Here is a 26,426-nt window from a genome sequence, read left to right as displayed (position 1 = left end):
GCCGGCTCGCCGCTTCCCGCCGGACCGCTACTCGCCGAGCAGGCGCCGTACGCGCTCCTGCCCGACCGCGAGCAGCAGCGTGGGCAGGCGCGGCCCGGTGTCCCGGCCGACGAGCAGGTGGTACAGCAGGGCGAAGAAGGAGCGCTGGGCCGTCTTGATCTCCGGCGGCAGCTCCTTGGGCGTGGCGTCGGCGGAGAACCCCGCCTGCACCTTCGGCACGCCGTAGACGAGGTGGGTCAGCCCGTCGAGCGACCAGTGGTCGGCGAGCCCGTCGAGCAGGAGCCGCACGGACTGCTGGGACGCCTCGTCGAGGGACTTCAGCAGTTCGGCGTCGGGCTCGTCGCGGACGATGGTGCGCTGGTCGGCGGGGACCTGGGTGTTGATCCACTCCTCGGCCCGGTCGTAGCGGGGCCGTGCCTCGTCCAGTGAGGCCAGCGGCTGCTCGGGGTCGAGCTCGGAGAGGATCCGCAGCGCCTGGTCCTCGTGACCGGCGGTGATGTCGGCGACGGAGGCGAGGGTGCGGTACGGCAGCGGGCGCGCCGTCCTGGGCAGCTCGCCGGCGGCGGTGCCGACGGCCCGGGAGTAGGCGGCGATGTCGGCCGGCAGGGCGGAGCCGTCGGCGACCTTGGCGGCGAGCTTGTCCCACTCGTCGTAGAGCCGCTGGATCTCCTGGTCGAAGGCGATCTTGAAGGACTGGTTGGGCCTGCGGCGGGCGTAGAGCCAGCGCAGGAGCTGCGGCTCCATGATCTTCAGCGCGTCGGCCGGGGTGGGCACGCCACCGCGCGAGGACGACATCTTCGCCATGCCGCTGATGCCGACGAAGGCGTACATCGGGCCGATCGGCTGCTGCCCGCCGAAGATGCCGACGATCTGGCCGCCGACCTGGAAGGAGGAGCCGGGCGAGGAGTGGTCGACGCCGCTGGGCTCGAAGATCACGCCCTCGTAGGCCCAGCGCATGGGCCAGTCGACCTTCCAGACGAGCTTGCCGCGGTTGAACTCGGTCAGCCGGACGGTCTCCGCGAAGGCGCACTCGTTGCAGGTGTACGCCAGCTCGGTGGTGTCGTCGTCGTACGAGGTGACCGTGGTCAGGTCCTTGCCGCAGCCGCCGCAGTACGGCTTGTACGGGAAGTAGCCGGCGGAGCCGGAGCTGCCGTCGTCCTCGGACGCGGCGCCGGAGCCCTCCTCGGCCTCCAGCTCGGCCTCGTCCAGGGGCTTCTGCTGCTTCTTGGCGGGCTTCTGCTTGGTGCGGTACTGGGCGAGGATCGCGTCGATGTCACCGCGGTGCTTCATGGCGTGCAGGATCTGCTCGCGGTAGGCGCCGCCGGTGTACTGCTCGGTCTGGCTGATGCCGTCGAACTCCACGCCGAGCTGGGCCAGCGACTCGATCATCGCGGCCTTGAAGTGCTCGGCCCAGTTCGGGTGCGGCGACCCGGCCGGCGCCGGAACGGACGTCAGCGGCTTGCCGATGTGCTCCTTGAAGACGTCCTCTTCCACACCGGCGATGCCCTTGGGCACCTTGCGGTAGCGGTCGTAGTCGTCCCAGGAGATCAGGTGACGGACCTGGTGGCCGCGGCGGCGGATCTCGTCGGCGACCAGGTGCGGGGTCATGACCTCGCGGAGGTTGCCGAGGTGGATCGGGCCGGAGGGGGAGAGTCCCGACGCGACGACGACCGGTTTGCCCGGGGCCCGACGCTCCGATTCCTCGATGACCTCATCCGCGAAACGGGAGACCCAGTCGGTGGTCTCGGTGCTCTGAGCCACGATCGGCACGTCCTTCTTTCTGAACGGGGTGACACCCCATTCTCACAGACCGGCTCGCGCCCGGGAAAACGGCTTTACCCCCCGTGGGATACTGGGCGGGTCTATCCATCCCCACGAGGAGAACGGCACCCATTCCTATGGCCTCGGTCACGTCCCTCAGCGACAACGTCCAGCAGCACCTCGCGTCCGCCCTCTCGGCCACCCTGCCGGAGGCCGCCGGCGCGGACCCGCTGCTGCGACGAAGCGACCGGGCCGACTTCCAGGCCAACGGCATCCTGGCCCTGGCCAAGAAGGCGAAGGCGAACCCGAGGGAGCTGGCGACGCAGGTCGTCTCCCAGGTGGTGACGGGTGAGGTGATCGCGGACGTCGAGGTCTCCGGCCCCGGCTTCCTGAACATCACGGTCGCGGACCGGGCGATCACGGAGAACCTGGCCGCGCGGTACACGGACGAGTCGGGCCGCCTCGGCGTGCCGCTCGCCGGGCAGCCGGGTACGACGGTGATCGACTACGCCCAGCCGAACGTGGCGAAGGAGATGCACGTCGGCCACCTGCGGTCCGCGGTGATCGGCGACTCGGTGGTGCAGCTGCTGGAGTTCACCGGCGAGAACGTGGTCCGGCGTCACCACATCGGCGACTGGGGCACCCAGTTCGGCATGCTCATCCAGTACCTGGACGAGCACCCGCACGAGCTGGACCACAAGGAGTCCGAGGTGAGCGGTGAGGAGGCGATGTCGAACCTCGACCGCCTCTACAAGGCCGCGCGCAAGCTCTTCGACTCCGACGAGGAGTTCAAGACGCGGGCCCGGCGCCGGGTGGTGGACCTCCAGGCGGGGGACCCGGCCACGCTCGCCATGTGGCAGAAGTTCGTGGACGAGTCGAAGATCTACTTCTTCTCCGTCTTCGAGAAGCTGGACATGGAGATCCGGGACCCCGACATCGTCGGCGAGTCGGGCTACAACGACATGCTCGCCGAGACCTGCCGGCTCCTGGAGGAGTCGGGCGTCGCGGTCCGCTCCGAGGGCGCCCTCTGCGTCTTCTTCGAGGACATCAAGGGTCCGGACGGCAACCAGGTCCCGCTGATCGTGCAGAAGTCGGACGGCGGCTACGGCTACGCGGCCACCGACCTGTCCGCGATCCGCGACCGCGTCTTCAACCTCAAGGCGAACACCCTGCTGTACGTGGTGGACGCCCGGCAGGCGCTGCACTTCCGGATGGTCTTCGAGACGGCCCGCCGGGCCGGCTGGCTGAACGACGACGTCACGGCGGTGCAGCTGGCCTTCGGCACGGTCCTCGGCAAGGACGGCAAGCCGTTCAAGACGCGTGAGGGCGAGACGGTCCGCCTGGTCGACCTGCTGGACGAGGCGATCGACCGCGCGTCGGCCGTGGTCCGGGAGAAGGCGCAGGACCTGTCGGAGGAGGAGATCGCCGAGCGGGGTGCCCAGGTGGGCATCGGCGCGGTGAAGTACGCGGACCTGTCGACGTCGGCGAACCGCGACTACAAGTTCGACCTGGACCAGATGGTCTCGCTGAACGGCGACACCTCCGTCTACCTCCAGTACGCCTACGCCCGTATCCAGTCGATCCTCCGCAAGGCCGGCGACGTCTCCCCGGCGGCCCACCCGGAGCTGGCCCTGGCCGACGCCGAGCGGGCCCTCGGCCTCCACCTGGACTCCTTCGCGGAGACGGTCCGGGAGGCGGCCGCGGAGTACGCCCCGCACAAGCTGGCGGCGTACCTGTACCAGCTGGCGTCCCTGTTCACGTCGTTCTACGACAAGTGCCCGGTGATCAAGCCCGCGCCGCCGAAGGACATCGCCGAGAACCGCCTCTTCCTCTCCGACCTCACGGCCCGCACCCTGCACCGGGGCATGGCCCTGCTGGGCATCAGGACGCCCGAGAAGCTCTGACCGGGCGACGCAGCACGCCACCGACGGCCCGCCCTCATCCCGGGGGCGGGCCGTCGTCGTCCGTGTGGGCGGCGAGGAGGGCGCGGGTACGGCGGACCAGGGCCTGCCGTACGGAGTCGGGGGCGAGGACGCGCAACGGCACGGCGAGGCCCAGCAGGTAGCGGGCGAGCCCGTCCGCGTCGGGGCCGCCGATGTCCACGATCGTCGCGTCCGGGCCGTCGGGGCGGTGGGTGCCGACGGTGGCGGGTACGGCCCGCAGCGCGTCCGCCAGGGGCAGCGGCAGCCGGACGGTGGCGGAGAGCGGGTAGGGCCCGTTGGCGGTGTTGCGGGAGACGAGCTGCGCCGGGTCGGGCGGGTCGGTGATCTCGACCGGACGCCCGGTGGGCCGCAGCCGTTCGACGCGGTCGGCGCGGAAGGTGCGCCAGCCCCGGGTGACGTCCCGGGCGACGAAGTACCAGCGCCGTCCGGTGTGGACGAGCCGGTAGGGGTCGACGTCGCGGACCGTGTGCCGGTCCTGCCCGTCGCGGTACGACAGCCGGGCGCGCTCGCCGCGCCGGCAGGCGGCGGCCAGCTCCAGCAGCATGCCGGGCCGCATCCGCGGCTCCTCGGACCAGGGCAGCCGGACGAGGGCGTCGTCCCACTCGGCGAGCCGTTCGGCGACCCGGGGCGGCAGCACCTGGCGGAGCTTCAGCAGGGCCGACAGCGCGGCCTGGTCGCCGCCGAGGGCGCCGCCGAGGGCCGCTTCCCGCAGGCCGACGGCGACGGCCAGCGCTTCCTCGTCGTCGAGGATCAGCGGCGGCACGCGGGAGCCGGCCCGGAGCCGGTAGCCGCCCCAGGGGCCGGCGTCGGAGTCGACGGTGTAGCCGAGTTCCCGCAGCCGGGCGATGTCCCGGCGCACCGTGCGGTCGGTGACGGCCATGCGGTCGGCCAGCTCGGCGCAGGTCCAGGCGGGGCGGGCGGCGAGCAGCGCCAGCAGGCGCAGCAGACGGGCGGACGCGCTGAGCACGAGCCGAAGTTTTCCACACCGGCCTCCCACGACCAGGACCGGATCTGTCCGGGTCACGTCCTACGGTCCTCCCCATGACCACGCAGACCACTTCCACACCCGCGTTCCGCTGTGCCGCCGTCACCTTCGACTGCGCGGACCCCGCCGAACTGTCCCGTTTCTACGCCGAGATGTTCGGCATGACGGTCGCCTACTCCTCCGCCGACTTCGTCTTCCTCACCGGCGGGGACGGGGGGCCGGGGCTGGGCTTCCACCGCCTGCCCGACTACCGCCGGCCCACCTGGCCGGACCCGGCCCAGGAGAAGCAGGCCCACATCGAAGTGGGCGTGGACGACCTGGACACCGCCGAGGCCCACCTGCTCGCACGGGGCGCGTCCAAGGCCGAGACGCAGCCGCAACCGGACCGCTGGCGCGTCCTGCTGGACCCGGCCGGCCACCCGTTCTGCATCACGACCCTGGTCTGACGGGGCCCGCACCGGGGGCCGTCGCGGGACCCCGGCCGATTGTCAGTGGCTGCTCCTACGCTCACCGGCATGGCGACTCTTCCCAACCCGCTGCCCAGGCTGGCCACCGACCCCAGTGGTCGCTCCCTCGGACTCCGACTGCCGCCCGGCAGACTGGTGAACGGCACGGACGGCACGGACGGCGGACGCCGGCCCGAGCCGCTGCTGTGGCACGCGGAGAAGGCGTGTGCGCCCGGTGCGTGGAAGGCGCTGGGGGCGCCGGCGGCCCGGGCCGGGCTGTTGCCGGTGCTGGTGGACCTGGCCGGGTGCCGGGCCGGCGCCGAGGACTGGATGCTGCTGCCGGACGAGGCGTCGTACCCGGGGGACCACGATGCCGAGGAGGTGCTCGCGGAGTACTGGGCCGAGGAGACGGAGGAGCAGGCGACGCGGGAGACGGAGCCGTTCGGCACGCAGTGGCCGGGACCGGCACCGGCCGGGGTGCTGTCGGCCGCCCCCGAGACGCGGGCCGCGCAGGTCGCCGACGCGCTGACCGGCGACCGGGACAGGTGGGCCCAGTGGGTGGAGGAGCCGCATCTGGCGCTGGTCCCGGCCCGCCGGTCCGCCGACATACCGGCGGTGATCGGCTGGACGGGGCCGTGGAACTACGAGGACGACGTGGCGCGGATCTGCGCGGTGCTGCGCTCGTGGGAAGACCGGTTCGGCGCCCGGGTGGTGGCGCTCGGCACGGACACCCTGGTGATGTCGGTGGCGGCGCCGCCCGGCAGCGCCGAGGCGGCCGAGGTGCTGGCCGCCGAGCACTACGCGCTGTGCCCGGACGCGGTCGTGCGGGGCGGTCCGGGGAGCGTGCGGGCGTACGCCGAGGAGCTGGTGGGAGCGGCCAGTTGGTCCTTCTGGTGGGAGTGACGCGGGTGCGCCCCCGGGCAGTAGAACTCTACTTGTAGTGGTTCGATCCGGGTGCCGGGGTGGGAGTGGTGTCAGTGGTGAGGCGGAACGACCAGCAGCGCGCCGCCCTCGATGCGCGAACTGATCGGCCGGGTCGCCTCCTTCCGCACCGGCCACCTGGCCCTGCTCGAACTCCGCCTGGAGGCCACCCGCCGCCCCGAGCTGCGCAGGGTCCTCACCGAGCGGGTCCGCGCCGACATCGACGCCAACGTCGCCTACCACCAGGAGTCCGGCCTGCCCGGCGACGCCATGGCCGTCAAGCTGCTGATCCTGACCCTCAACTGGCTCATCACCGAGCAGCTCACCCTGCCGGACGTCTTCACGGAGGAGGAACGGGACCGACTGGCGACGGCCGCGGTGGAACGCATCGTGCGGGACGCCGAAGACCTCGCGTGAGCCCGGGATGGTCGGCGAGACTCCCCTAGCGCAGCTTCCGCGCCGCTTCGGTGGCCCAGTAGGTGAGGATGTTCCGCGCCCCGGCCCGCTTGATGCCGGTCAGGGTCTCGAGGATCGCCCGGTCCCGGTCCAGCCAGCCCTTCTCGGCGGCGGCCTCGATCATCGCGTACTCGCCGGAGATCTGGTAGGCGGCGACGGGCACGTCCACGGCGTCCGCGACCCGGGCGAGGATGTCGAGGTAGGGCCCGGCCGGCTTGACCATCACCATGTCGGCGCCCTCGGCCAGGTCCAGCTCCAGCTCCCGCAGGGACTCCCGCCAGTTGGCCGGGTCCTGCTGGTAGGTCTTGCGGTCGCCCTGCAGCGAGGAGGCGACGGCCTCGCGGAAAGGACCGTAGAAGGCCGAGGAGTACTTGGCGGTGTAGGCGAGGATCGCGACGTCCTCACGCCCGATCTGGTCGAGCGCGTCGCGAACGACGCCGATCTGGCCGTCCATCATCCCGCTGGGGCCGACCACATGGGCCCCGGCGTCGGCCTGCACCTGCGCCATCTCCGCGTACCGCTCCAGGGTGGCGTCGTTGTCGACGCGCCCCTCGGCGTCCAGCACACCGCAGTGCCCGTGGTCGGTGGTCTCGTCCAGGCACAGGTCCGACATGACGAGAAGGTCGTCGCCGACCTCGGCGCGCACGTCCCGGATGGCGACCTGGAGGATCCCGTCCGGGTCGGTGCCGGGTGTGCCCAGGGCGTCCTTCTTGGCCTCCTCCGGCACGCCGAACAGCATGATCCCGGAGACCCCGGCCTCCACCGCCTCCAGCGCCGCCTTCTTCAGGCTGTCCCGGGTGTGCTGCACGACCCCGGGCATCGACGCGACCGGCACCGGCTCGCTCACGCCCTCCCGGACGAACGCCGGGAGGATGAAGTCGGCGGGGTGCAGCCGCGTCTCGGCGACCATCCGCCGCATGACGGGCGAGGTCCGCAGCCGCCGGGGACGCGTACCGGGGAAGGATCCGTACTTCGTCATGCCCCTACGCTACGCCCGCCCGAGCGGTGCCTTTGCCGACGCGGAGTCGGACGGGGTGGGCGGCCCGGAACCATCCGGGGAAGCCGCCGGGCACCTGATCCACGCCCTGCGGCGGAAGTACTGCCTCCGGCCCGCCGCGCTCCCGTACCGCCGGTGTCCGTCGGCGTACCGAGGCGGATACACCCGTTTCGCACCGCGTCGCACGCCCGGTCGCCTAGCCTGGTTTCGCTGGCGGTCGGGGGGACGCGGGCCCATCGTGAAGGGCCCTCGCCGGAGGGAGTGGACGGATGATCTCGGAGTCGCTGTTGGCGCTGGCCTCCGCCGGGGGCGCATCCATGGTGCAGGCGGCCGGCACGGATGGATGGCATGCGATCCGGGACCGCGCCGCGCGCCTGATGGCCCGGGGGAGCCACGAGAGCGAGGAAGCGGAGAGGCGACGTCTGGACCGGACCGCGGCAGCCCTGGCGGACAGCCCCGACGGGGAAGCGGCGCGCGGCCAGGCCGCCGCCTGGCAGGCTGGGTTCGTGGTTCTGCTGACGCGGCTGGAAGGTGCCGAGCTGCACGCCGCGGTCGCGGAGCTCCGCGCGCTGATCGACAGCGGTCCCCTCGCTCCACGTGACGCCTCAGCCCCGTTCGCGGGCAGTACCTTCCACGGTCCGACCGCGATCCAGACGGGCGACAACAACCGTCAGGACAACCACTTCGGCCACAGCTGATGACCGCACCGCAGCGCGATGACCACGGCCGCGGCAGTCCCGCGCATCGTGCATTCCACGGCCCGGCCGCCGTGCAGGACGGGAACCACAGCGTCCAGAACAACCACTTCCACGCCCCCGGCAAGCGCACCGTGGCCATCCCGTGGGGTGCCGTCGTCACGTCGGTGAAGAAGGGGATCGTCACCCTGATCGTGGTGGGAATCCTCGGCGCTGGAGCGTGGTGGGCCTACGACCACGTGCAGAAGAAGAACCAGAAGACCCACGCCAAACACGCAGGCTGCGAGCAAGCACTGCACGCCTTCTATCAAGGCGGACTTCCCGTGTCACTGCTGTTCCCCGATGACCTGTCGGTCAAGAGGTACGTCCAACAACTGCAAGAGGCGGCTTCGACCGTGGGTGATCCCGAGATCGCCCGGTCGATCCGGTACACCATCGAGGATGTCGAGGCGGCCCAGCGGGCCTATGCCCGGGGCGATGAGAGCGCCCTGTCGGACGCACGACGGAAAGCGGACCGGGACCGGGCCGCGTGGTGGTCTCCGTGCTGGGAGGTCGCAGGATGGTCGTGACGCCCCCCGGCCTCGCCCTCACCCGCACGGTGCGGGCGACCTTCCCGCCGTACGCCTCGGAGCGCTGACGGCGCGGAACGCCGCAGGGGTGCCCGGGCCGAAGCCCTGGCACCCCTGATGACGGCGGCGGCCGACGGTCACGTCGTCGTACGACGCCTCCGCGCTCCCGGCCGGCGCTCGCTGGGACGCGTCACGGGGTCGCCGGCCTCCAGGGCCGCCGCGCGACGGCGCATCCCGAAGTCGGCCAGCGCCTCCGCCAGCTTGTGCACGGACGGCTCCGGGGCCATGACGTCGACGCGCAGGCCGTGTTCCTCGGCGGTCTTCGCCGTGGCCGGGCCGATACACGCGATCACCGTGACGTTGTGCGGCTTGCCGGCGATGCCCACCAGGTTCCGCACCGTGGACGACGACGTGAACAGGACCGCGTCGAAGCCGCCGCCCTTGATCGCCTCGCGGGTCTCCGCCGGGGGCGGCGAGGCGCGCACGGTGCGGTACGCCGTGACGTCGTCGACCTCCCAGCCCAGCTCGATCAGACCGGCGACCAGGGTCTCGGTCGCGATGTCGGCGCGGGGCAGGAAGACGCGGTCGATCGGGTCGAAGACCGGGTCGTAGGGGGGCCAGTCCTCCAGGAGGCCGGCCGCCGACTGCTCGCCGCTCGGGACCAGGTCCGGCTTCACACCGAAGGCGATCAGGGCCTTCGCCGTCTGCTCGCCCACCGCGGCCACCTTGATGCCCGCGAAGGCACGGGCGTCGAGGCCGTACTCCTCGAACTTCTCCCGGACCGCCTTCACCGCGTTGACGGATGTGAAGGCGATCCACTCGTAGCGGCCCGTCACCAGGCCCTTGACCGCGCGTTCCATCTGCTGCGGGGTGCGCGGGGGCTCCACCGCGATCGTCGGGACCTCGTGCGGCACCGCGCCGTAGGACCGCAGCTGGTCGGAGAGCGACGCCGCCTGCTCCTTCGTCCGCGGTACGAGCACCTTCCAGCCGAACAGCGGCTTGGACTCGAACCACGACAACTGGTCGCGCCGGGCGGCGGCACTGCGCTCACCGACCACGGCTATCACCGGCCGGCCGCCGTCGGGCGACGGCAGGACCTTCGCCTGCTTCAGGGTCTGCGCGATCGTGCCGAGGGTCGCCGTCCAGGTCCGCTGGCGGGTCGTCGTACCGGCGATCGTCACCGTGAGGGGGGTGTCCGGCTTGCGGCCCGCCGAGACCAGCTCGCCCGCCGCGGCCGCCACGGAGTCCAGGGTCGTGGAGACGACCACCGTGCCGTCCGACGCGCCCACCTCCGTCCAGCAGCGGTCGGAGGCGGTACGGGCGTCCACGAACCGGACGTCCGCGCCCTCCGCGTCCCGCAGCGGCACACCCGCGTACGCGGGCACGCCGACCGCCGCCGCCACACCGGGGACGACCTCGAAGGGCACCCCGGCGGCGGCGCAGGCGAGCATCTCCTCGGCCGCGTACGTATCGAGTCCCGGGTCCCCGGACACGGCACGGACGACCCGCCTGCCGCCCCGCGCGGCCTCCATGACAAGATGAGCGGCATCCCGGGCAGCAGCCGGGACAGCGGCGGGTGTTGACGTGCCGTCAACGACCGTCAGCTGGGGCGTGCCCGTGCCCGGCGGGGACACCGCAGAGGAGTCCGCGTCCGTCTGCACCACGGAGACGCCCTGTCGGGCGTGCGTCCGGATGACGTCGAGCACCTCGTGCTCGGCGACCAGGACGTCCGCGTGCGACAGCGCCTCCACGGCGCGCAGAGTCAGCAGTCCCGGATCCCCGGGTCCGGCACCGAGGAAGGTGACGTGCCCGTGTTCCGGACCGGCGGGAAGGGTGGTGGGGCTCAATGTGCTCGCTCCCCCATCAGACCGGCCGCGCCCTGGGCGAGCATCTCGGTGGCGAGTTCGCGACCGAGTACCCACGCCTGGTCGTGCGTCTGGGGCACGGGACCGGTGGTGGACAGCTGCACCATGCGAGTGCCGTCGGTCGTGCCGACGACGCCGCGCAGGCGCATTTCCTTGACAATCTGCCGGTCGGCCTGGGGGTCCCCCCGCTCCAGCGGAGCCGAGAGCGGGGGAAGGTCGGCCAGCGCGCCCACAGGGGCGGAGCAGCCGGCCTCCAGGGCGGCGAGCAGTGACCGTTCGGCGGTGACGGCGGCCCGCGTGTACGGGTCGTCGAGCGCGCCGAGCGCCGCGATCAGGTCCGCGCGGTCCGCGGCACACTCGATCGCCAGGGCCCCCTGGCCGGGGGCGGGCAAAACCGTGTCGACCGACAGGAAGTCGGTCACCTCGTCGATCCGGCCGATCCGGTTCAGTCCGGCGGCGGCCAGCACCACCGCGTCCAGCTCGCCGGCCCGGACGTATCCGATCCGGGTGTCGACGTTGCCGCGGATCGGGACGGTCTCGATGTCCAGGCCGTGGGCGCGGGCGTACGCGTTCAGCTGCGCCATGCGGCGCGGCGAGCCGGTGCCGATGCGGGCCCCGCGCGGCAGGTCGGTGAACTTCAGCGCGTCGCGCGCGACGAGCACGTCCCGCGGGTCCTCGCGCACCGGTACGGCGGCCAGGACCAGCTCCTCGGGCTGCGTGGTCGGCAGGTCCTTCAGCGAATGAACCGCGAAGTCGACCTCCCCCTTGAGCAGCGCGTCCCGCAGCGCGGTGACGAACACGCCGGTGCCGCCGATCTGCGCGAGCGCCTCGCGGGAGACATCACCGTACGTGGTGATCTCGACCAGCTCGACGGGCCGCCCGGTCACCCGGCGGACGGCCTCCGCCACCTGGCCGGACTGGGCCATGGCGAGCTTGCTGCGCCTGGTCCCCAGCCTCAAAGCCTTCTCAGTCATGCCGGTCGGTCCTTCTTCTCTGTGCTGTCCCCGGCCCGGGAGACGGCAGCCACCGTCTCGGGGTCGAGGTCGAACAGGGTGCGCAGCGCGTCCGCGTACCCGGCGCCGCCGGGCTCGGCCGCGAGCTGCTTCACCCGTACGGTCGGCGCGTGCAGCAGCTTGTCCACGACCCGGTGCACGGTCTGCCGGATCTCGCTGCGCTGGCGTTCGTCCAGGCCGGGCAGCCGGCCGTCGAGGCGGGCGATCTCACCGGCGACGACGTCGGCGGCCATGGTGCGCAGCGCGACCACGGTCGGCGTGATGTGCGCCGCCCGCTGGGCCGCGCCGAAGGCCGCGACCTCGTCGGAGACGATACGCCGGACCTGGTCCACGTCCGCCGCCATCGGCGCGTCGGCGGACGCTTCCGCCAGCGACTCGATGTCCACCAGCCGCACCCCGGCCAGCCGGTGCACGGCCGCGTCGATGTCACGGGGCATGGCGAGGTCGAGGAGGAAGACGGCCGGGGCCGGGCGCGGGATCTCGGCGACCGGTTCCGGCCTGCGGCGCTCGGGGATGCGGCCGACGGTGGCGGCGGTCACGGCGAGCGCGGTGATCAGCTCGGCGTCGGCCTCCGGGCCCCGGCGTTCACGGCGGTCCACGGCGCCGCCCGCGGCCCAGGCCGCGTGCTGTTCCAGGGTGGCCGCGTCCATGCCGGCCACGGCGGCCTCGCCCATGAGCGAGAAGCCGGGCTGTACGGCGGCGAGGTCCAGCGGGCAGTTCTCCTCGGTGCCGACGCTGGTGGGCGGCAGCGCGGCCTTGGTCCTGCCGGCCGTGGAGGCGCCGTCGCCGCTGCCGTCGAGTTCGGCGGCGGGGGCGCCGGTGCGGCCCTCGACCGCCTGCGCGACCGTCTCCGCCGTGAGCACCAGACCCGTCGCCCCGGTACACGAGACGACGACGTCGGCACGTGTCAGCTCGTCGGCCACCGCGTCCATGCGCACCGCGCGGGCCGTCACGCCCGCGGTGTCCTCATCCTCGGCGACGCCGTGTCCGTGCTGCTCCTCGAGCAGGAGGGCGAGCCGCTCGGCGCGCTCGAAGGTGCGGTTGGCGACGACGACCTCGGCGACCCCGGCGCGCGCGAGCGTCGCGGCGGCCAGGGACGACATCGACCCGGCACCGATGACCAGCGCCGTGCGGCCCGTGGCCCACTGCCGCACGTCACCGCCCGCGGCCAGCTGCTCCAGGCCGAAGGTGACCAGGGACTGGCCGGCGCGGTCGATGCCGGTCTCGGAGTGGGCGCGCTTGCCCACCCGCAGGGCCTGCTGGAACAGGTCGTTCAGCAGCTTGCCGGCGGTGTGCAGCTCCTGGGCGCGGGCCAGGGAGTCCTTGATCTGGCCGAGGATCTGGCCCTCGCCGACGACCATCGAGTCCAGGCCGCAGGCCACCGAGAACAGGTGGTGGACGGCCCGGTCCTCGTAGTGCACGTAGAGATAGGGGGTCAGCTCGTCGAGGCCGACGCCGCTGTGCTGGGCCAGCAGCGTGGACAGCTCGGCGACACCGGCGTGGAACTTGTCCACGTCCGCGTACAGCTCGATGCGGTTGCAGGTGGCGAGCACCGCGGCCTCGGTGGCGGGCTCGGCGGCGACCGTGTCCTGGAGCAGCTTGATCTGGGCGTCCGCGCTCAGCGCGGCCCGCTCCAGCACGCTGACCGGGGCGCTGCGGTGGCTCAGTCCGACGACGAGGAGGCTCATGCCGGCATCACGGCGGGTACGTCCCCGTCGGGTCCCTGGTCGGCGGAGTCCTCGCGCGCGGTGGCGGCGGGCAGCGCGCCGTCGCCCGCGGCGGTCTCCTCACCGGCCTTGCGCTGCTCGTGGAAGGCGAGGATCTGCAGCTCGATGGAGAGGTCGACCTTGCGCACGTCGACGCCGTCCGGGACGGACAGCACGGTCGGCGCGAAGTTCAGGATGGAGGTCACACCGGCGGCCACGAGCCGGTCGCAGACCTGCTGGGCGGCACCGGCGGGGGTGGCGATCACGCCGATCGAGACCCCGTTGTCCTTGATGATCTTCTCGAGGTCGTCGGTGTGCTGCACCGGGATGCCCGCGACCGGCTTGCCGGCCATCGCCGGGTCGGCGTCGATCAGCGCGGCCACCCGGAACCCGCGGGAGGCGAACCCGCCGTAGTTGGCGAGAGCGGCGCCGAGGTTGCCGATACCGACGATGACGACCGGCCAGTCCTGGGTCAGGCCGAGTTCGCGGGAGATCTGGTAGACGAGATACTCGACGTCGTAGCCGACACCGCGCGTTCCGTAGGAACCCAGGTACGAGAAGTCCTTGCGCAGCTTGGCGGAATTGACCCCCGCCGCCGCGGCCAGCTCCTCGGAGGAGACCGTGGGTACCGAGCGCTCCGACAGCGCGGTCAGGGCTCGGAGGTACAGCGGAAGCCGGGCGACGGTGGCCTCGGGAATTCCTCGGCTACGGGTCGCCGGTCGGTGAGTTCGGCCAGTTGCCACGGTGCTCCTGCGGGTAGAGCGGGGCTGTAGGCGGTCATACGTCCCCAGACCGCCCCGTCGACAGCAGGCTATGTCTTTGTGAACGCGTGCACAAAGATGGTGTCCGATTTGCCCGGCAGAAGTGACCGGGGTCACGCGGGTTTCGCGACCTCGGCGGGAACCGGCGCACACGCACCGGTACTCCTTCATTACTGGGGGCAAAACCGCACACACTCCTCACGAATCCCGCCCCCGAGACCAAACCGCCGTCGATCCTAAGCGACTTTCCGCCCGGTTTGGACTACTCGGTCAGTGCCCGGCGCAGTCGCTCCTCGTTCACGCGCCAGAAGGTGTGCTGTTCACCGTCGACGAGGACGACCGGGATCTGCTCCCAGTAGCGGTCGTGGAGGTCCTGGTCCTCGGTGATGTCCTTCGGCTCCCACGGCACGCCGAGGTCGCCGCACACCTTCTCCACGACCAGCTGCGCGTCGTCGCACAGGTGACAGCCGGGCTTGCGGATGAGCGTGACGAGCCGCGCGCGCGGCTCCGCCTTGCGTCGGAAGAGGGGGCTCATGACGGCCATTCTCGCGCGTTCGGCACCCGTTCCGGATCGCTTCGCCGCCGGCCTTGTCGCGCGGAGTTCACACCGTGCCCGCCGCTGGAATCCGGAACCGCCTGGCCGACTGGCTATGCTCACGTCATGGCCGCTCTCGGATGGCTCACTCACCGTAGGCGCTCCGCCACGGCGCGGAGCGTGTTGGCAGGCGAGGCTTCGGCGGAGGCCGCCCGCAAGTCCTCGCAGGAGGCCCCGCGCGCCACACCCGAGGAACCCGAGTTCCCGGTGATGGGCGACGACAGGGCCGCCGCCTTCTTCGACCTCGACAACACCGTCATGCAGGGCGCCGCGCTCTTCCACTTCGGCCGGGGCCTGTACAAGCGGAAGTTCTTCGAGACCCGCGACCTGGCCCGGTTCGCCTGGCAGCAGGCGTGGTTCCGGCTGGCCGGCGTCGAGGACCCGGAGCACATGCAGGACGCCCGCGACTCGGCCCTGTCGATCGTCAAGGGCCACCGGGTCGCCGAGCTGGAGTCGATCGGCGAGGAGATCTACGACGAGTACATGGCCGACCGCATCTGGCCCGGCACCCGCGCCCTCGCCCAGGCCCACCTGGACGCGGGCCAGAAGGTCTGGCTGGTCACCGCGGCGCCCGTCGAGATCGCCCAGGTGATCGCGCGCCGCCTCGGGCTCACCGGCGCCCTCGGCACGGTGGCCGAGTCGGTGGACGGCGTCTACACCGGCAAGCTGGTCGGCGAGCCGCTGCACGGCCCCGCCAAGGCGGAGGCGGTCCGCGCCCTGGCCGCGGCCGAGGGCCTCGATCTGACCCGCTGCGCGGCCTACAGCGACAGCCACAACGACATCCCGATGCTGTCCCTGGTCGGCCACCCGTACGCGATCAACCCCGACGCCAAGCTGCGCAGGCACGCCCGCGAGAAGGACTGGCGCCTGCGGGACTACCGCACGGGCCGCAAGGCGGCGAAGGTCGGCATTCCGGCGGCGGCCGGCGTGGGAGCGGTCGCCGGCGGCACGGCGGCCGCCATCGCACTCAGCCGCCGGCGCCGCTAGCTGCGGACCCGCACCACCGACCCTGCCGGCGCCACCCCGGGCCCGCACCGCCACCCCTGCCGGCGCCACCGGCCCGCCGCCCCACCCGCCCTGCCCGCGCCGCCGGCACCACTGCCCGGCCCGCGCCACCTGCCCCGCGACACCGCTCCCCCGTCCGCGCCGGCACCCCTGCCCGCGCGTCGGGAGCCCCTCCGCGCCCTCGGCCCGTCAAGCCCGCGCCTTGCCCCGCGCGCCGGAATTATGCCGCGGCCATTTCAACACGCCCCGGACTTCACCGAAACACGCCCCTTTTCGCTCAACAACCGATCACTATGAGGCACTTGACCGGGCATCAAACGGCTATAGATGCGACGCAATCGATAGTTTGAGCAACTCGGTGTAGCAGTGCCTGCACGAAGCGTTATTCTCCTCAGACGCAATCCGGTACCCCTCCGTCGCTACGACGGGTGAAAGGTCCCGCACTGCACGTGATGGAAGCTCTGCCTCTGGGAGTCCCGTGTACCCACACGTCGGGGTTGACGCCTCGGGCCTGGCTACGCTGCGCGCAACGGTCGCGACGGTCAAAGAGACGCTGCGCGGCTTCGTCCCCACCGCGTACGCCGTCCCCGCCTTCGCCGCCGCCGCGCCCGCAAGCCCGTGCTACGCACTGGCCGACGGCAGCGCCGCCGTCGGCAGACGAGGGCGTGCCACCGGCGCGGCCGCCGCCCGCCGCCCTGCCGCCGACAGCGACAGCGCCCGGATGATGGATCTCGTCGAACGCGCCCAGGCCGGTGAGGCCGAGGCGTTCGGACGGCTCTACGACCAGTACAGCGACACCGTGTACCGGTACATCTACTACCGCGTCGGCAGCCGCGCCACCGCCGAGGACCTCACCAGTGAGACCTTTCTGCGGGCGCTCAGAAGGATCGGCACCTTCACCTGGCAGGGCCGCGACTTCGGCGCGTGGCTCGTCACGATCGCCCGGAACCTGGTCGCCGACCACTTCAAGTCCAGCCGCTTCCGGCTGGAGGTCACCACCGGGGAGATGCTCGACGCCAACGAGGTCGAGCGCTCCCCGGAGGACTCCGTCCTGGAGTCCCTGTCGAACGCCGCCCTGCTCGACGCCGTACGGCGGCTCAACCCGCAGCAGCAGGAGTGCGTGACGCTCCGCTTCCTCCAGGGCCTCTCCGTCGCCGAGACCGCCCGGGTCATGGGCAAGAACGAGGGCGCCATCAAGACCCTCCAGTACCGCGCCGTCCGCACCCTCGCCCGGCTGCTGCCGGACGACGCGCGCTGAGCGGGGGCAACGGAGGGCCACCCCCAACTCACGCGGAGTGAAGGCCCGTTGCCTTTCTGATCCGATCATCCGCCGTCCGTAACCCAAGTGCCGCGCCAGTCGTTGTGCGGGATACAGGCTCCCTGTGGTCACGTCCCGGCCGTCCCCGATCGCTCGATCGTGGGACCCGGTCGCGGGCGTGCAACCCTCAGGACCCCCTGGGGAGTCGACCGTCATGACGAGAGGAGGTGCCGCCAGTGATCGCGAACGTATCGGCGCACCGGCGGGCGAACGCCTTCGCCCAGGCCCTGGACGAGCAGTCCGACCCGGACACGGCGGCCGAGCAGTCCGCAGCACCGGCGGAATCACCGTCGGCCGCCGAGGATCACGCCGGGCAGGGCGAGCTGCTGGCCCTGGCGGCGGGTCTCGGCGCGCTGCCCAAGCCGCAGCTCGACCCGGACGTCAAGGTCGTCCAGCGGGCCCAGCTGGTGGCCGCGATGGAGGCCATGCTCCAGGAAGGCACGGGGGCGGCGGACGCGTCGGTACCGGAACAGCGCACGCACCGGGGCAGGGGCGCGCACCGGGCGAGCCCACTGGGCAAGTTCCGCCCGCGTTCGAGACTGACCAAGGGGCTCGCGGCCGGCGGGCTGAGCGTGGGCGTGGCCGCCGGGGCCTTCGGCGGGGTCGCCGCCGCGAGCTCCGACGCCCTGCCCGGCGACTCGCTCTACGGCCTCAAACGCGGCATCGAGGACTTCAAGCTCAACTATCTGGCCGACGGCGACGACCAGCGCGGCCAGACCTACCTCGACCAGGCGTCCACCCGGCTGAGCGAGGCCCGCCGGCTGCTGGAACGGGGCCGGGGCGGCCACCTCGACCACGAGTCCATCGGCGAGATCCGCCGCACCCTGTCCGGGATGCAGCACGACGTCACCGAGGGCCACCGGCTGCTGCACGCCGCCTATGAGGCCGATCCCGACTCCCTGGGGCCCATCCAGGCACTGTCGGCCTTCTCCAGATCGCACCGCGAGGCCTGGAGCGCCCTCAGCGACAAGCTGCCCGTGCAGCTGGGAGACGTCAAACAACAGGTCTCCTCGGTCTTCGACGCCATAGACGAAGAGGTCGCCCCACTCCAGTCGCTGCTGCCCCAGCCGCCGGCCCGCTCCGGCGACGACGGGCGGCACAGCGGCCCGGGGTCGGCGTCCACGGGTTCCACCGGCAGCGACCGGTCGACCGCGCCCAGCTCCGCCGGCAGCACCCCGTCCGCAGGCAAGCACGCCCGCACCGGCGCCCCGAGCGGCCCGGCCACCGGCAGCAGCGGCGAGGGCCTCATCGGCGGCGACACGGGCGGCCTGCTCGACCCGCCGAAGACCGGTACGGACAGCAGCAGCCCGTCCGCCGGCAACACCCCGGACCAGCCGGACGTCACGATCCCCCCGCTCATCCCCGACCTGCTCCCGGGCCTGGGCATCGAGGGCGAGGACACGGACTGACCCGTTGCGGCCACCGCGTCGAGGGGCGCCCCTTTCCGAGCAGGGGCGCCCCTCGACGCACACCCGGGCGCGCCCCCGTCGGAGAAACTCAGAAGGAGCCGGTAGAACTCAGAAGAACACCGACCGCCGCTGCACCAGCAGCTTGTACAGCGTGTGCTGGATCTGCTCGCGGACCTGGTCGGTCAGGTTGAACATCAGCATCGGATCCTCGGCCGCCTCCGGCGGATAGCCGTCCGTCGCGATCGGCTCCCCGAACTGGATCGTCCACTTCGTCGGCAGCGGGACGGCACCCAGCGGACCCAGCCAGGGGAAGGTCGGCGTCAGCGGGAAGTACGGGAAGCCCAGCAGCCGGGCCAGCGTCTTGGCGTTGCCGATCATCGGGTAGATCTCCTCGGCCCCGACGATCGAGCACGGGATGATCGGCGCGCCCTGGCGCAGCGCCGTGGAGACGAAGCCGCCCCGGCCGAACCGCTGCAGCTTGTAGCGCTCGCTGAACGGCTTCCCGATGCCCTTGAAGCCCTCCGGCATCACCCCGACCAGCTCGCCCTGCCCGAGCAGCCGTTCCGCGTCCTCCGCGCAGGCGAGGGTGTGCCCCAGCTTGCGGGCCAGCTCGTTGACCACCGGCAGCACGAAGACCAGGTCGGCGGCGAGGAGCCGGAGGTGCCGGCCGGCCGGGTGGTGGTCGTGCACCGCCACCTGCATCATCAGCCCGTCCAGCGGCAGCGTGCCGGAGTGGTTGGCGACGATCAGGGCCCCGCCCTCGGCCGGGATGTTCTCGACGCCCTTCACCTCGACGCGGAAGTACTTCTCGTACACCGGCCGCAGCAGCGACATCAGGACCTGGTCGGTCAGCTCCTCGTCGTAGCCGAAGTCGTCGACCTCGTAGTCCCCGGTGAGCCGGCGCCGCAGGAAGGCCAGCCCGGCCGCCACCCGCCGCTCCAGGCCGCCGTCCCGCCCACCGGTCCCCGCCGGCTCCGCCGGCTCCTCCTCGCGGCCCGCGGGCCCGCCCTCCCGCGCCCGTTCCCGGCCCGGCAGGGGCTGGACGGCGCCGATCTCCCCCGGCTCACCGAGCCCGCGCCGGCCGCCCCCGCTCCGGCGGCGGGCCGGGCGCTGCGCGGCGCTCCCGCGGGACCGGTCGTCGTCGAACGGAATGACCTTGGCGTCCGCCATCGTGCCGCTCTCCTCAGTTGGCGCTGTGCGTCTGGGGGTGGCCGCCCGCCTTCGCGGTGAGCGCGGCCACCCGGTCGACGGCCCCGGCGAGGACCTCCGGCGGCAGCAGCCCGGGGGCCTGGCCGCGCGCGAAGTCCGCGAAGGCCTCGGCCGTCGTGTACTTGGGCGTGAAGCCCAGCGTCTCGCGCATCTGGGCGGTGTCCACCACCCGCCCGTGGGTGAGCAGCCGGATCTGCTCCGGTGAGAAGTCCGTCATACCCAGCGTACGGACCAGCGAGCCGGCCCAGGTGACCGCGGGCAGCAGCAGCGGCACGGTGGGCCGCCCGAGCCGCCGGGAGCACTGCGAGAGCAGCAGCACGCCGTCCCCGGCGATGTTGAAGGTGCCGCTGTTCAGGGTGCCCCGGCGCGGCTCGTGCGAGGCGATCCGCAGCACCTCGATCACGTCGTCCTCGTGCACGAACTGGAGCCGCGGGTCGTAGCCGAACACGGTCGGCAGCACGGGCAGCGCGAAGTACGAGGCGAGCGGGGTGTCCGCGGCCGGTCCGAGGATGTTGGCGAAGCGCAGCACGCACACGGCGACGTCCGGCCGCCGCCGGGCGAATCCGCGCACGTACCCCTCGACTTCCACGGTGTCCTTCGCGAAGCCGCCGCTGGGCAGCGACTTGGGCGGGGTGGTCTCGGTGAACACGGCGGGATCGCGCGGCGCCGAGCCGTAGACGTTCGTGCTGGACTTCACCACCAGCCGCTGCACGGTCGGCGACTTCTGGCAGGCGCCGAGCAGCTGCATGGTGCCGATGACGTTGGTCTCCTTGACCGTGGCCCGGCTGCCGCCGCCCAGTGCGGTGCCGGTGACGTCGAGGTGGACGACCGTGTCGGCGCCCGTCTCGGCGAGCACCCGGGCGATGGCCGGCTGGCGGATGTCGGCCTGGATGAAGTCGGCTCCGCCCAGGTGGTGGGCGGGGGGCACCGCGTCCACGGCGATCACCCGGTCGACCTCCGGGTCCCGCTGGATCCGTCGCACGAACCGGCCGCCCAGCTGCCGGGCCACTCCGGTGACGAGCACGACCCTTCCCAAGATCAGCGCCTTCCTTCCCGCGTTACCGGTATCCCGCGTTCCCCTGTGCGGCCAACCTAGCCGGTCGATGTCGCGCTGTGACGACCCCGTGGGCACCAGGGGACGGAAATTCCCCCTTCGGTATATGCCTGTGGCCCCCCACCAGTGCTGGTGGGGGGCCACAGATCACGCTCGTGTCGCCGCTTACTTCTTGTTGCGGCGCTGGACGCGCGTGCGCTTGAGCAGCTTGCGGTGCTTCTTCTTGGCCATCCGCTTGCGCCGCTTCTTGATAACAGAGCCCACGACTACCCTCGCTCACTTCTCATCACTCGGTTGTTTGGGCGCCATGGGCCCACACGACCTACGAGGGGCTAGCCTACCCAACCGAGCGCCGAGGTCGTAATCGAGGGGCTTCCCCCGGGTCACCCGGGGGTCGCCGTCAGGCTGTCTCCACCCCCACATAGCTGTCGCGGAGGTACTCGTGTACCGCTTGTTCCGGAACGCGGAACGAGCGTCCGACCCGGATGGCGGGCAGATGACCGCTGTGCACCAGGCGGTACACGGTCATCTTCGACACTCGCATCACCGCAGCGACCTCCGCCACGGTAAGGAACTGAACCTCGTTCAGAGGCCTCTCGCCAGCTGCAGCCATGACACACCTGAACCTTCCGCACTCGACGGCCACCGGCTTCCCCTTCCGGTGACTCTTCGTCGTTGCGTGCTCACTCCCCAGACTAGGGGCGGGTGATGCGAGTGGGGAAGAGGTGCACCCATCGGCGGCCTACTGTGACAGACACGCTCGATTGAGTACGTAGCGGGTCAGCGGCAGGTAGTAACTAGACCGCACCGCGTCATCAACCGGAACGACGACGGCCACCCGCCCCTCGGCCTCCCCCACGAACAGCGCGGGATCGTCGGTGTCCGCCAGGCCGATGGTCTCGAACCCCAGCTGACCAGCGCCGCAGACCCAGCCGTGGTCGCCCACGACCAGCTCGGGCAGCGGTCCGCCGGCCTCCGCCGCGGCCTCCAGCGCGACCCGAACCGGGAGCGGCGAGTGGCTGTGGACCCCCGGCTCACAACCGGGGCGCTCGCCCTCCGGTTCCCGCACCAGGGCAACCCCTCGTACGTAGTCGAGGCGAAGGGTGCGTAGACCGAACCGGGTCAATATGTCGACACAGCGACCCTGCGCCGGGGTGAGGACCTCACATCCCGCCGCCGACAGCGCGCCCGCCAAACCGGCGTAGAAGCCCAGCAGCCGCTGCGGGTGCCCGGTGCCGAGCAGCACGGGCGCCCGCCGCCGGGCCGCCTCCCGCAGCCGCCCGGCGAACGCGTCCAGCGCCGCCAGCGTCCGCGCCGGATCGATCACGTCCGGTCCGGAGGTGTACCGGGGGTCGGCCGGCACCCCGCACCTGCGTGCCATCAACGCGAGCAACTCCCGCTGCCCCCAGGCCCCTTCGGGATCGATCCCGATCAGCGCACGCGGATCCCGCGCGGCGAACAGCCGGTAACTGCGCAGACTGTCCTCCCGCGAGGTCGCCACCACCCCGGCCAGCCGGACGGCCAGCAGGTACGCACGGAGTCGGGCGGGGGTCGGCACGGGTGCGATGGTGACCCACCGGGGGCGGGCGCGGGGCGGAAAACGCGGGAACTCCGCACGGTTGGCCTAATCCGTGCGGGACGGCGCGCCACTCAGGGCAGCAGCCCCCGCAGGGGGAAGACCGCCCGCCGCGTCGCCAGCACGGCCTGGTCCAGGCGGTCGGCGGGATCGTATCCCTGCTCCCACGACGCCCAGCTCACCGGCCACCGGCCGTCGGTCATCCGCTGCGGCCCCAACTGCCGGGTCCGGGCGAACACGTCCCGCCGCCACCCCTCGGGGATCACCGCCTCCGGAGCCACCGGCCGGCCCGCCGCGATGCCCACCAGATGCGTCCAGGACCGCGGGACGACGTCCACCACCGCGTACCCGCCCCCGCCGAGCGCGACCCACTTCCCGCCCGCGTACTCGTGCGCCAGCTCGTGGCAGGCCACCTGCGCCGCCCGCTGCGCGTCCAGCGAGACGGCCAGATGCGCCAGCGGGTCCTCGAAGTGCGTGTCGGCCCCGTGCTGGGACACCAGCACCTGCGGCCGGAAATCGGCGAGCAGCTCGGGCACCACCGCGTGGAACGCCCGCAGCCACCCCGCGTCCCCGGTGCCGGCCGGCAGCGCCACGTTGACCGCGGCCCCCTCCCCGGCACCCGCGCCGGTCTCCTGGGGCCACCCCGTCTGCGGGAACAACGTACGGGGGTGCTCGTGCAGGGAGATCGTCAGCACCCGCGGGTCCTCCCAGAACGCCGCCTGCACCCCGTCGCCGTGGTGGACGTCGACGTCCACGTAGGCGACCCGCTCGGCCCCCAGCTCCAGCAGCCGCGCGATCGCGAGCGCCGCGTCGTTGTAGATGCAGAACCCCGACGCACCGCCCGGCATCGCGTGGTGCAGCCCGCCCGCGAAGTTCACGGCGTGGTCGGCGTCCCCCCGCCACACCGCCTCCGCCGCCCCCACCGACTGCCCGGCGATCAGCGCGGACACCCCGTGCATCCCCGCGAACGCGGGGTCGTCGACGGTCCCGAGCCCGTACGACCCGTCGGCCCCCGCCGGATCCTCCGACGCGGCCTTCACGGCGTCGATGTAGTCCTCCCGGTGGACCAGCCGGAGCGTCGACTCGCCGGCCGGCTTCGCCGCCACCACCTCCAGCTCCCGGTCCAGCCCGAAGGCACCGACCAGCCTGCGGGTCAGTTCCAGCCGGACCGGATCCATCGGATGCTGCGGGCCGAAGTCATAGCCCGTTACTGCCTCGTCCCACATCAGCTGTGCGCGGCCGCTCATGCCCGCCACCGTATCGGTCCGGTTGACCGGCGAACGACCTGGCGTACCCCGAGGTCACCAGCACCAGCACCATCGGCACGAGCATTGCCCCGCGGTAGCTCCACGCGTCGCCCAGGGCCCCCACGAGCGGCGAACCGACCAGGAAACCCACGTAGTTGAAGATGTTCAGCCGCGCGACGGCCGCGTCCGAAGCACCCGGGAAGAGTCTGCCCGCCGCCGCGAACGTCTGCGGCACCAGCACGCACAACCCCAGCCCTACCAGGGTGAACCCGAGCATCCCGACCCACGCGCCGGGCGCCGCGGCCACCACCGCGAACCCGCCGGCCGCCACCAGCGCCCCCAGCCGCACGACCGCCGCGGCCCCCAGCCACCGCACCCCGAAGTCCCCGACGGCCCGCCCCAGCAGCGTGGTCACCATGTACACGTTGTACGGCACGGTCGCCAGCTGCTCCGAGCCGCCCAGCACGTCCTCCAGGTACTTGGCGCTCCAGTTGGAGACCGTCGAGTCCCCGATGTAGGCGAAGGTCATCACCAGACACAGCGGCAGCAGCAGCCGGAACGCGGGACTCCCGCCCCCGCCCGGTCCGCCCGCGGCGCCGGAGACGGCACCCCCGTCGACGTACCACCGGCTCCCCACCAGCGCCGCCGGCACCAGAACCGCCGCCACCGGCAGGTACGACACCCACAGCGCGAGGTGCCAGTGCGCCCCGGCCCAGGCCAGCGAGGCACCCACGATCCCGCCGAGGCTGTAGGCGGCGTGGAAACCGAGCATGATGCTGCGCCCGTACGACCGCTGCAGGCTCACGCCGAGCATGTTCATGGACGCGTCCAGCGCACCCACCGCCAGGCCGAAACCGCCCAGCGCCACCGCCAGCGCGGCCACCTGCCCGGGCCCGCCCACCGCGACGCCGAGCAGCGCCAGCAGCACCACCGGCTGCGACCAGCGCAGCAGCCGGCTGGGCGGGACCCGCCTCACCAGCCGCTCGGTGGTCACGCTGCCCACCCCGGCGAGGACCGGTACGGCCGCGAGGAAGACCGGCAGCAGCGCGTCGGAGACCCCGTACCGGTCCTGTACGGCCGGGATGCGCGTCACCAGCAGTGCGAAGGCCACGCCCTGGGCGAAGAAGGCGAACGCCAGCGAGGCCCTGCCGCGCCGCAGCACATCAGTCATGGCGGCGAGGGTAGGGCCCCTGACTACCTGTGGGTAGATCCGGCCAAAGATGAATTCCCCTCACCTTCGACCGGCCGACTCCGGCGGCGGGACGGCGCCGGCCGGACTCGGTGGCCGGGCGGTGACGACCGCGCCCGGTGATGAGACGGCGACGGCCGGCCCGCGATGGTCAGACGGTGACGGCCGGCTCGCGGCGCTCGGGCCGTGCCGCCACCTCGGCCACGAGCAGCCGGCCCATCGGCTCGGCGGCCGCACCGCCGCCGACCACGAACGCGGCGCCCAGCACGACGGCCACCATGACCCCGCCCAGCCACACCATGGTGTCCACGGGGACCGTGTACGCGCCGGCCACCCGGGCCACGCACTCCAGCAGTAGCGCGCCGCCCCACACCAGGGAGAAGGCCCGCTCCTTGCGCCGGAACGCCTCCGAGCCGGCCGCACGGCCCGACAGCAGCCGCTCCCAGGCGGCCTCCCGCGCCGCGTCCCCCTTGACCAGGAAGGGCTTCACAACCGGGGTCATCATCGGCCTGCCGAGCGCCACGGAGACGAGGATGCCGATCCCGACGGTGCTGCTGACCGCGCCGTCCTTGGCGAGCATCAGCCGAGGGTCACCCGAGACGAAACTCAGCACCAGCGAGACGACGTTCACCACCAGGATGAGAGCGGCCAGCGGATTGGCCCGGCGTTCCTGGGCGAGGCTCCACACGGTCCGCACCGCCGGCACCATGCTGCTCCCGGCGAGCGCCGCGAAGGTGCTCATCCCGAACCCGTCCTTCAGCAGGTAGTACGCGCCGAGCGGCAACGCCACGTCGATGAGCAGCGGCCTGAAACCGTCCAGCACGCTCGGGTCGGCGCCCTGGGCCCCCGTCTTCTTCGTCATGCCCTCAGTTTCGCCGCAGGGCGGGGTCGGGCAGTAGGAACGAACGTCCGGAGGTCCGCGTGACAATTGTCAGCCCGGATGCCCGACCGGGGTCATGCCAGCAGGCCGGTCAAGTCCTCCATGCGGCAGAAGAGCCGGCCCGCGCCCGCGAGCCTCTCCGCCGGCGTCATCGCGGTGAACCCGTACACGTCCATTCCGGCCGCCACGGCCGCCTGTACGCCCAGCGGTGAGTCCTCGACGACGACGCACCGCTCGGGGGCGACCCCCATCCGCTCGGCCGCGTGGAGGAACAGGTCCGGCGCGGGCTTCCCCCGTCCCACATCCTCCGAGCTGAAGATGCGCTCCTCGCCGAACCACCGGTCGAGCCCGGTCGTCCGGTGCCCCACCCGGATCCGTGCGTGGCTCCCGGAGGAGGCGACGCAGTACGGCACGCCGTCCGCCGCCAGCTTCTCCAGTACGCCGGCCGCCCCGGTCACCGGCTTCAACTCCCGTTCGAACGCGGCGAACACCCGCGCGTGGAAGACGTCGTCGAAGTCGTCCGGCAGCCGTTGTCCCGTCCGCTCCAGGACGAGTTCGTGGATCCGGTGCATCGCCGACCCCATGTAGTCCCGGATGGAGTCCTCGTACGAGGTGGGGTGGCCCAGCTCGGTCAGATAGGCGGCCAGGAGCCGGTTGGATATCGGCTCGCTGTCCACGAGGACGCCGTCGTTGTCGAAGATGACCAGGTCATAGCGCATGGGCACACCCTAAACGCAGAAAACCCCCGCACCGTGAGGTGCGGGGGTTTTCTCAAAGATTGTTCGGCGGCGTCCTACTCTCCCACAGGGTCCCCCCTGCAGTACCA

Annotated in this window: 25 protein-coding genes and 1 pseudogene; 9 read left to right on the top strand and 17 right to left on the bottom strand. The window is 72.3% G+C overall.

What is annotated here, in order from left to right; translation table 11 throughout:
• Positions 1-27: 27 nt before the first annotated feature.
• Complete coding sequence (gene lysS / locus ABZ576_RS27925; protein WP_360746532.1) at positions 28-1,770, bottom strand: lysine--tRNA ligase; 1,743 nt, start codon at positions 1,768-1,770, stop codon at positions 28-30.
• Positions 1,771-1,898: 128 nt separating this feature from the next.
• Here lysS and argS point away from each other — a divergent pair, with 128 nt between their 5' ends.
• The gene (gene argS, locus ABZ576_RS27920; protein ID WP_360746529.1) at positions 1,899-3,665 is read left to right on the top strand and encodes an arginine--tRNA ligase; all 1,767 of its coding nucleotides are present in this window, start codon (positions 1,899-1,901) and stop codon (positions 3,663-3,665) included.
• Positions 3,666-3,699: 34 nt separating this feature from the next.
• On the opposite strand, the gene ABZ576_RS27915 is transcribed toward argS, so the two are convergent.
• Positions 3,700-4,671: a YafY family protein gene (locus ABZ576_RS27915; protein ID WP_360746526.1), complete on the bottom strand. Its 972-nt coding sequence runs from the start codon at positions 4,669-4,671 to the stop codon at positions 3,700-3,702.
• A 74-nt stretch (positions 4,672-4,745) separates the two neighbouring features.
• On the opposite strand from ABZ576_RS27915, the gene ABZ576_RS27910 reads away from it, so the two are divergent.
• The 3 genes and pseudogenes from ABZ576_RS27910 to ABZ576_RS27900 form a co-directional block, all read left to right on the top strand.
• Positions 4,746-5,135: a VOC family protein gene (locus ABZ576_RS27910; RefSeq protein WP_360746523.1), complete on the top strand. Its 390-nt coding sequence runs from the start codon at positions 4,746-4,748 to the stop codon at positions 5,133-5,135.
• 69 nt (positions 5,136-5,204) lie between these two features.
• Positions 5,205-6,038, top strand: coding sequence for a DUF4253 domain-containing protein (locus ABZ576_RS27905; protein ID WP_360746520.1), 834 nt, complete (start codon positions 5,205-5,207; stop codon positions 6,036-6,038).
• 111 nt (positions 6,039-6,149) lie between these two features.
• Positions 6,150-6,473: pseudogene (locus ABZ576_RS27900) on the top strand (TetR/AcrR family transcriptional regulator); the annotation flags it as partial.
• A gap of 25 nt (positions 6,474-6,498) precedes the next feature.
• Here ABZ576_RS27900 and hemB read toward each other — a convergent pair.
• Complete coding sequence (gene hemB / locus ABZ576_RS27895) at positions 6,499-7,491, bottom strand: porphobilinogen synthase (RefSeq protein ID WP_360746517.1); 993 nt, start codon at positions 7,489-7,491, stop codon at positions 6,499-6,501.
• Positions 7,492-7,778: 287 nt separating this feature from the next.
• Here hemB and ABZ576_RS27890 point away from each other — a divergent pair, with 287 nt between their 5' ends.
• Both ABZ576_RS27890 and ABZ576_RS27885 read left to right on the top strand, forming a co-directional pair.
• Positions 7,779-8,207 carry a hypothetical protein gene (locus ABZ576_RS27890; protein ID WP_360746513.1) on the top strand — a complete coding sequence of 143 codons (429 nt, stop codon included), beginning with the start codon at positions 7,779-7,781 and terminating at the stop codon, positions 8,205-8,207.
• Entirely contained in the window at positions 8,207-8,773 is a 567-nt protein-coding gene (locus ABZ576_RS27885) for a hypothetical protein (RefSeq protein WP_360746510.1), read from the top strand. Before ABZ576_RS27890 ends, ABZ576_RS27885 begins: the two co-directional genes overlap by 1 nt.
• A 137-nt stretch (positions 8,774-8,910) precedes the next feature.
• Here ABZ576_RS27885 and ABZ576_RS27880 read toward each other — a convergent pair whose 3' ends face one another.
• The 5 genes from ABZ576_RS27880 to ABZ576_RS27860 all read right to left on the bottom strand — a co-directional run bounded on the left by ABZ576_RS27880 (position 8,911) and on the right by ABZ576_RS27860 (position 14,653).
• On the bottom strand, positions 8,911-10,620 hold the full coding sequence (locus tag ABZ576_RS27880) for a bifunctional uroporphyrinogen-III C-methyltransferase/uroporphyrinogen-III synthase (RefSeq protein ID WP_360746507.1): 1,710 nt from the start codon (positions 10,618-10,620) through the stop codon (positions 8,911-8,913).
• Positions 10,617-11,612 carry a hydroxymethylbilane synthase gene (gene hemC, locus ABZ576_RS27875; RefSeq protein ID WP_360746504.1) on the bottom strand — a complete coding sequence of 332 codons (996 nt, stop codon included), beginning with the start codon at positions 11,610-11,612 and terminating at the stop codon, positions 10,617-10,619. The genes ABZ576_RS27880 and hemC overlap by 4 nt, the downstream gene beginning before the upstream one ends.
• Positions 11,609-13,339: a glutamyl-tRNA reductase gene (locus ABZ576_RS27870; RefSeq protein ID WP_360746501.1), complete on the bottom strand. Its 1,731-nt coding sequence runs from the start codon at positions 13,337-13,339 to the stop codon at positions 11,609-11,611. Before ABZ576_RS27870 ends, hemC begins: the two co-directional genes overlap by 4 nt.
• Complete coding sequence (locus tag ABZ576_RS27865; protein ID WP_360746498.1) at positions 13,336-14,100, bottom strand: redox-sensing transcriptional repressor Rex; 765 nt, start codon at positions 14,098-14,100, stop codon at positions 13,336-13,338. Before ABZ576_RS27865 ends, ABZ576_RS27870 begins: the two co-directional genes overlap by 4 nt.
• Before the next feature lie 280 nt (positions 14,101-14,380).
• Entirely contained in the window at positions 14,381-14,653 is a 273-nt protein-coding gene (locus tag ABZ576_RS27860) for a glutaredoxin family protein (protein ID WP_360746496.1), read from the bottom strand.
• Between the two features lie 126 nt (positions 14,654-14,779).
• Here ABZ576_RS27860 and ABZ576_RS27855 point away from each other — a divergent pair, with 126 nt between their 5' ends.
• From ABZ576_RS27855 to ABZ576_RS27845, 3 genes are all read left to right on the top strand, one after another.
• Positions 14,780-15,700 carry an HAD-IB family hydrolase gene (locus ABZ576_RS27855; RefSeq protein ID WP_360746493.1) on the top strand — a complete coding sequence of 307 codons (921 nt, stop codon included), beginning with the start codon at positions 14,780-14,782 and terminating at the stop codon, positions 15,698-15,700.
• 496 nt (positions 15,701-16,196) lie between these two features.
• The gene (locus tag ABZ576_RS27850; RefSeq protein WP_360746490.1) at positions 16,197-16,976 is read left to right on the top strand and encodes an ECF subfamily RNA polymerase sigma factor, BldN family; all 780 of its coding nucleotides are present in this window, start codon (positions 16,197-16,199) and stop codon (positions 16,974-16,976) included.
• Between the two features lie 236 nt (positions 16,977-17,212).
• Positions 17,213-18,445, top strand: a complete 1,233-nt coding sequence (locus ABZ576_RS27845; RefSeq protein WP_360746487.1) for a DUF5667 domain-containing protein — start codon at positions 17,213-17,215, stop codon at positions 18,443-18,445.
• Between the two features lie 108 nt (positions 18,446-18,553).
• Here the strand turns inward: ABZ576_RS27845 and ABZ576_RS27840 are convergent, their stop codons facing one another.
• From ABZ576_RS27840 to ABZ576_RS27800, 9 genes are all read right to left on the bottom strand, one after another.
• Positions 18,554-19,615, bottom strand: coding sequence for a lysophospholipid acyltransferase family protein (locus ABZ576_RS27840; protein ID WP_360746484.1), 1,062 nt, complete (start codon positions 19,613-19,615; stop codon positions 18,554-18,556).
• Positions 19,616-19,628: 13 nt separating this feature from the next.
• Entirely contained in the window at positions 19,629-20,690 is a 1,062-nt protein-coding gene (locus ABZ576_RS27835) for an NAD-dependent epimerase/dehydratase family protein (RefSeq protein ID WP_360746481.1), read from the bottom strand.
• Between the two features lie 183 nt (positions 20,691-20,873).
• Complete coding sequence (locus ABZ576_RS27830; protein ID WP_003948845.1) at positions 20,874-20,972, bottom strand: AURKAIP1/COX24 domain-containing protein; 99 nt, start codon at positions 20,970-20,972, stop codon at positions 20,874-20,876.
• A 136-nt stretch (positions 20,973-21,108) separates the two neighbouring features.
• A complete protein-coding gene (locus tag ABZ576_RS27825; protein WP_157847082.1) occupies positions 21,109-21,321 on the bottom strand; it encodes a helix-turn-helix domain-containing protein in 213 nt (70 codons plus the stop codon).
• Positions 21,322-21,450: 129 nt separating this feature from the next.
• Positions 21,451-22,266 (bottom strand): phosphatase, encoded by an 816-nt coding sequence (locus ABZ576_RS27820; RefSeq protein WP_360746478.1) that lies wholly within the window; start codon positions 22,264-22,266, stop codon positions 21,451-21,453.
• Between the two features lie 92 nt (positions 22,267-22,358).
• The gene (locus tag ABZ576_RS27815; RefSeq protein WP_360746476.1) at positions 22,359-23,531 is read right to left on the bottom strand and encodes an acetoin utilization protein AcuC; all 1,173 of its coding nucleotides are present in this window, start codon (positions 23,529-23,531) and stop codon (positions 22,359-22,361) included.
• Positions 23,482-24,702, bottom strand: coding sequence for an MFS transporter (locus tag ABZ576_RS27810; protein WP_360746473.1), 1,221 nt, complete (start codon positions 24,700-24,702; stop codon positions 23,482-23,484). The genes ABZ576_RS27815 and ABZ576_RS27810 overlap by 50 nt, the downstream gene beginning before the upstream one ends.
• Before the next feature lie 169 nt (positions 24,703-24,871).
• Positions 24,872-25,582 (bottom strand): VC0807 family protein, encoded by a 711-nt coding sequence (locus ABZ576_RS27805; protein ID WP_360746470.1) that lies wholly within the window; start codon positions 25,580-25,582, stop codon positions 24,872-24,874.
• A 92-nt stretch (positions 25,583-25,674) separates the two neighbouring features.
• Positions 25,675-26,319: an HAD family hydrolase gene (locus tag ABZ576_RS27800; protein ID WP_360746467.1), complete on the bottom strand. Its 645-nt coding sequence runs from the start codon at positions 26,317-26,319 to the stop codon at positions 25,675-25,677.
• Positions 26,320-26,426: the final 107 nt, after the last annotated feature.

It is taken from the genome of Streptomyces sp. NPDC013455, assembly GCF_040632975.1.
Lineage (GTDB): Bacteria > Actinomycetota > Actinomycetes > Streptomycetales > Streptomycetaceae > Streptomyces.
Note: the sequence above shows the minus strand (reverse complement) of the source record. Positions and strands in the feature narration are given on the sequence as shown.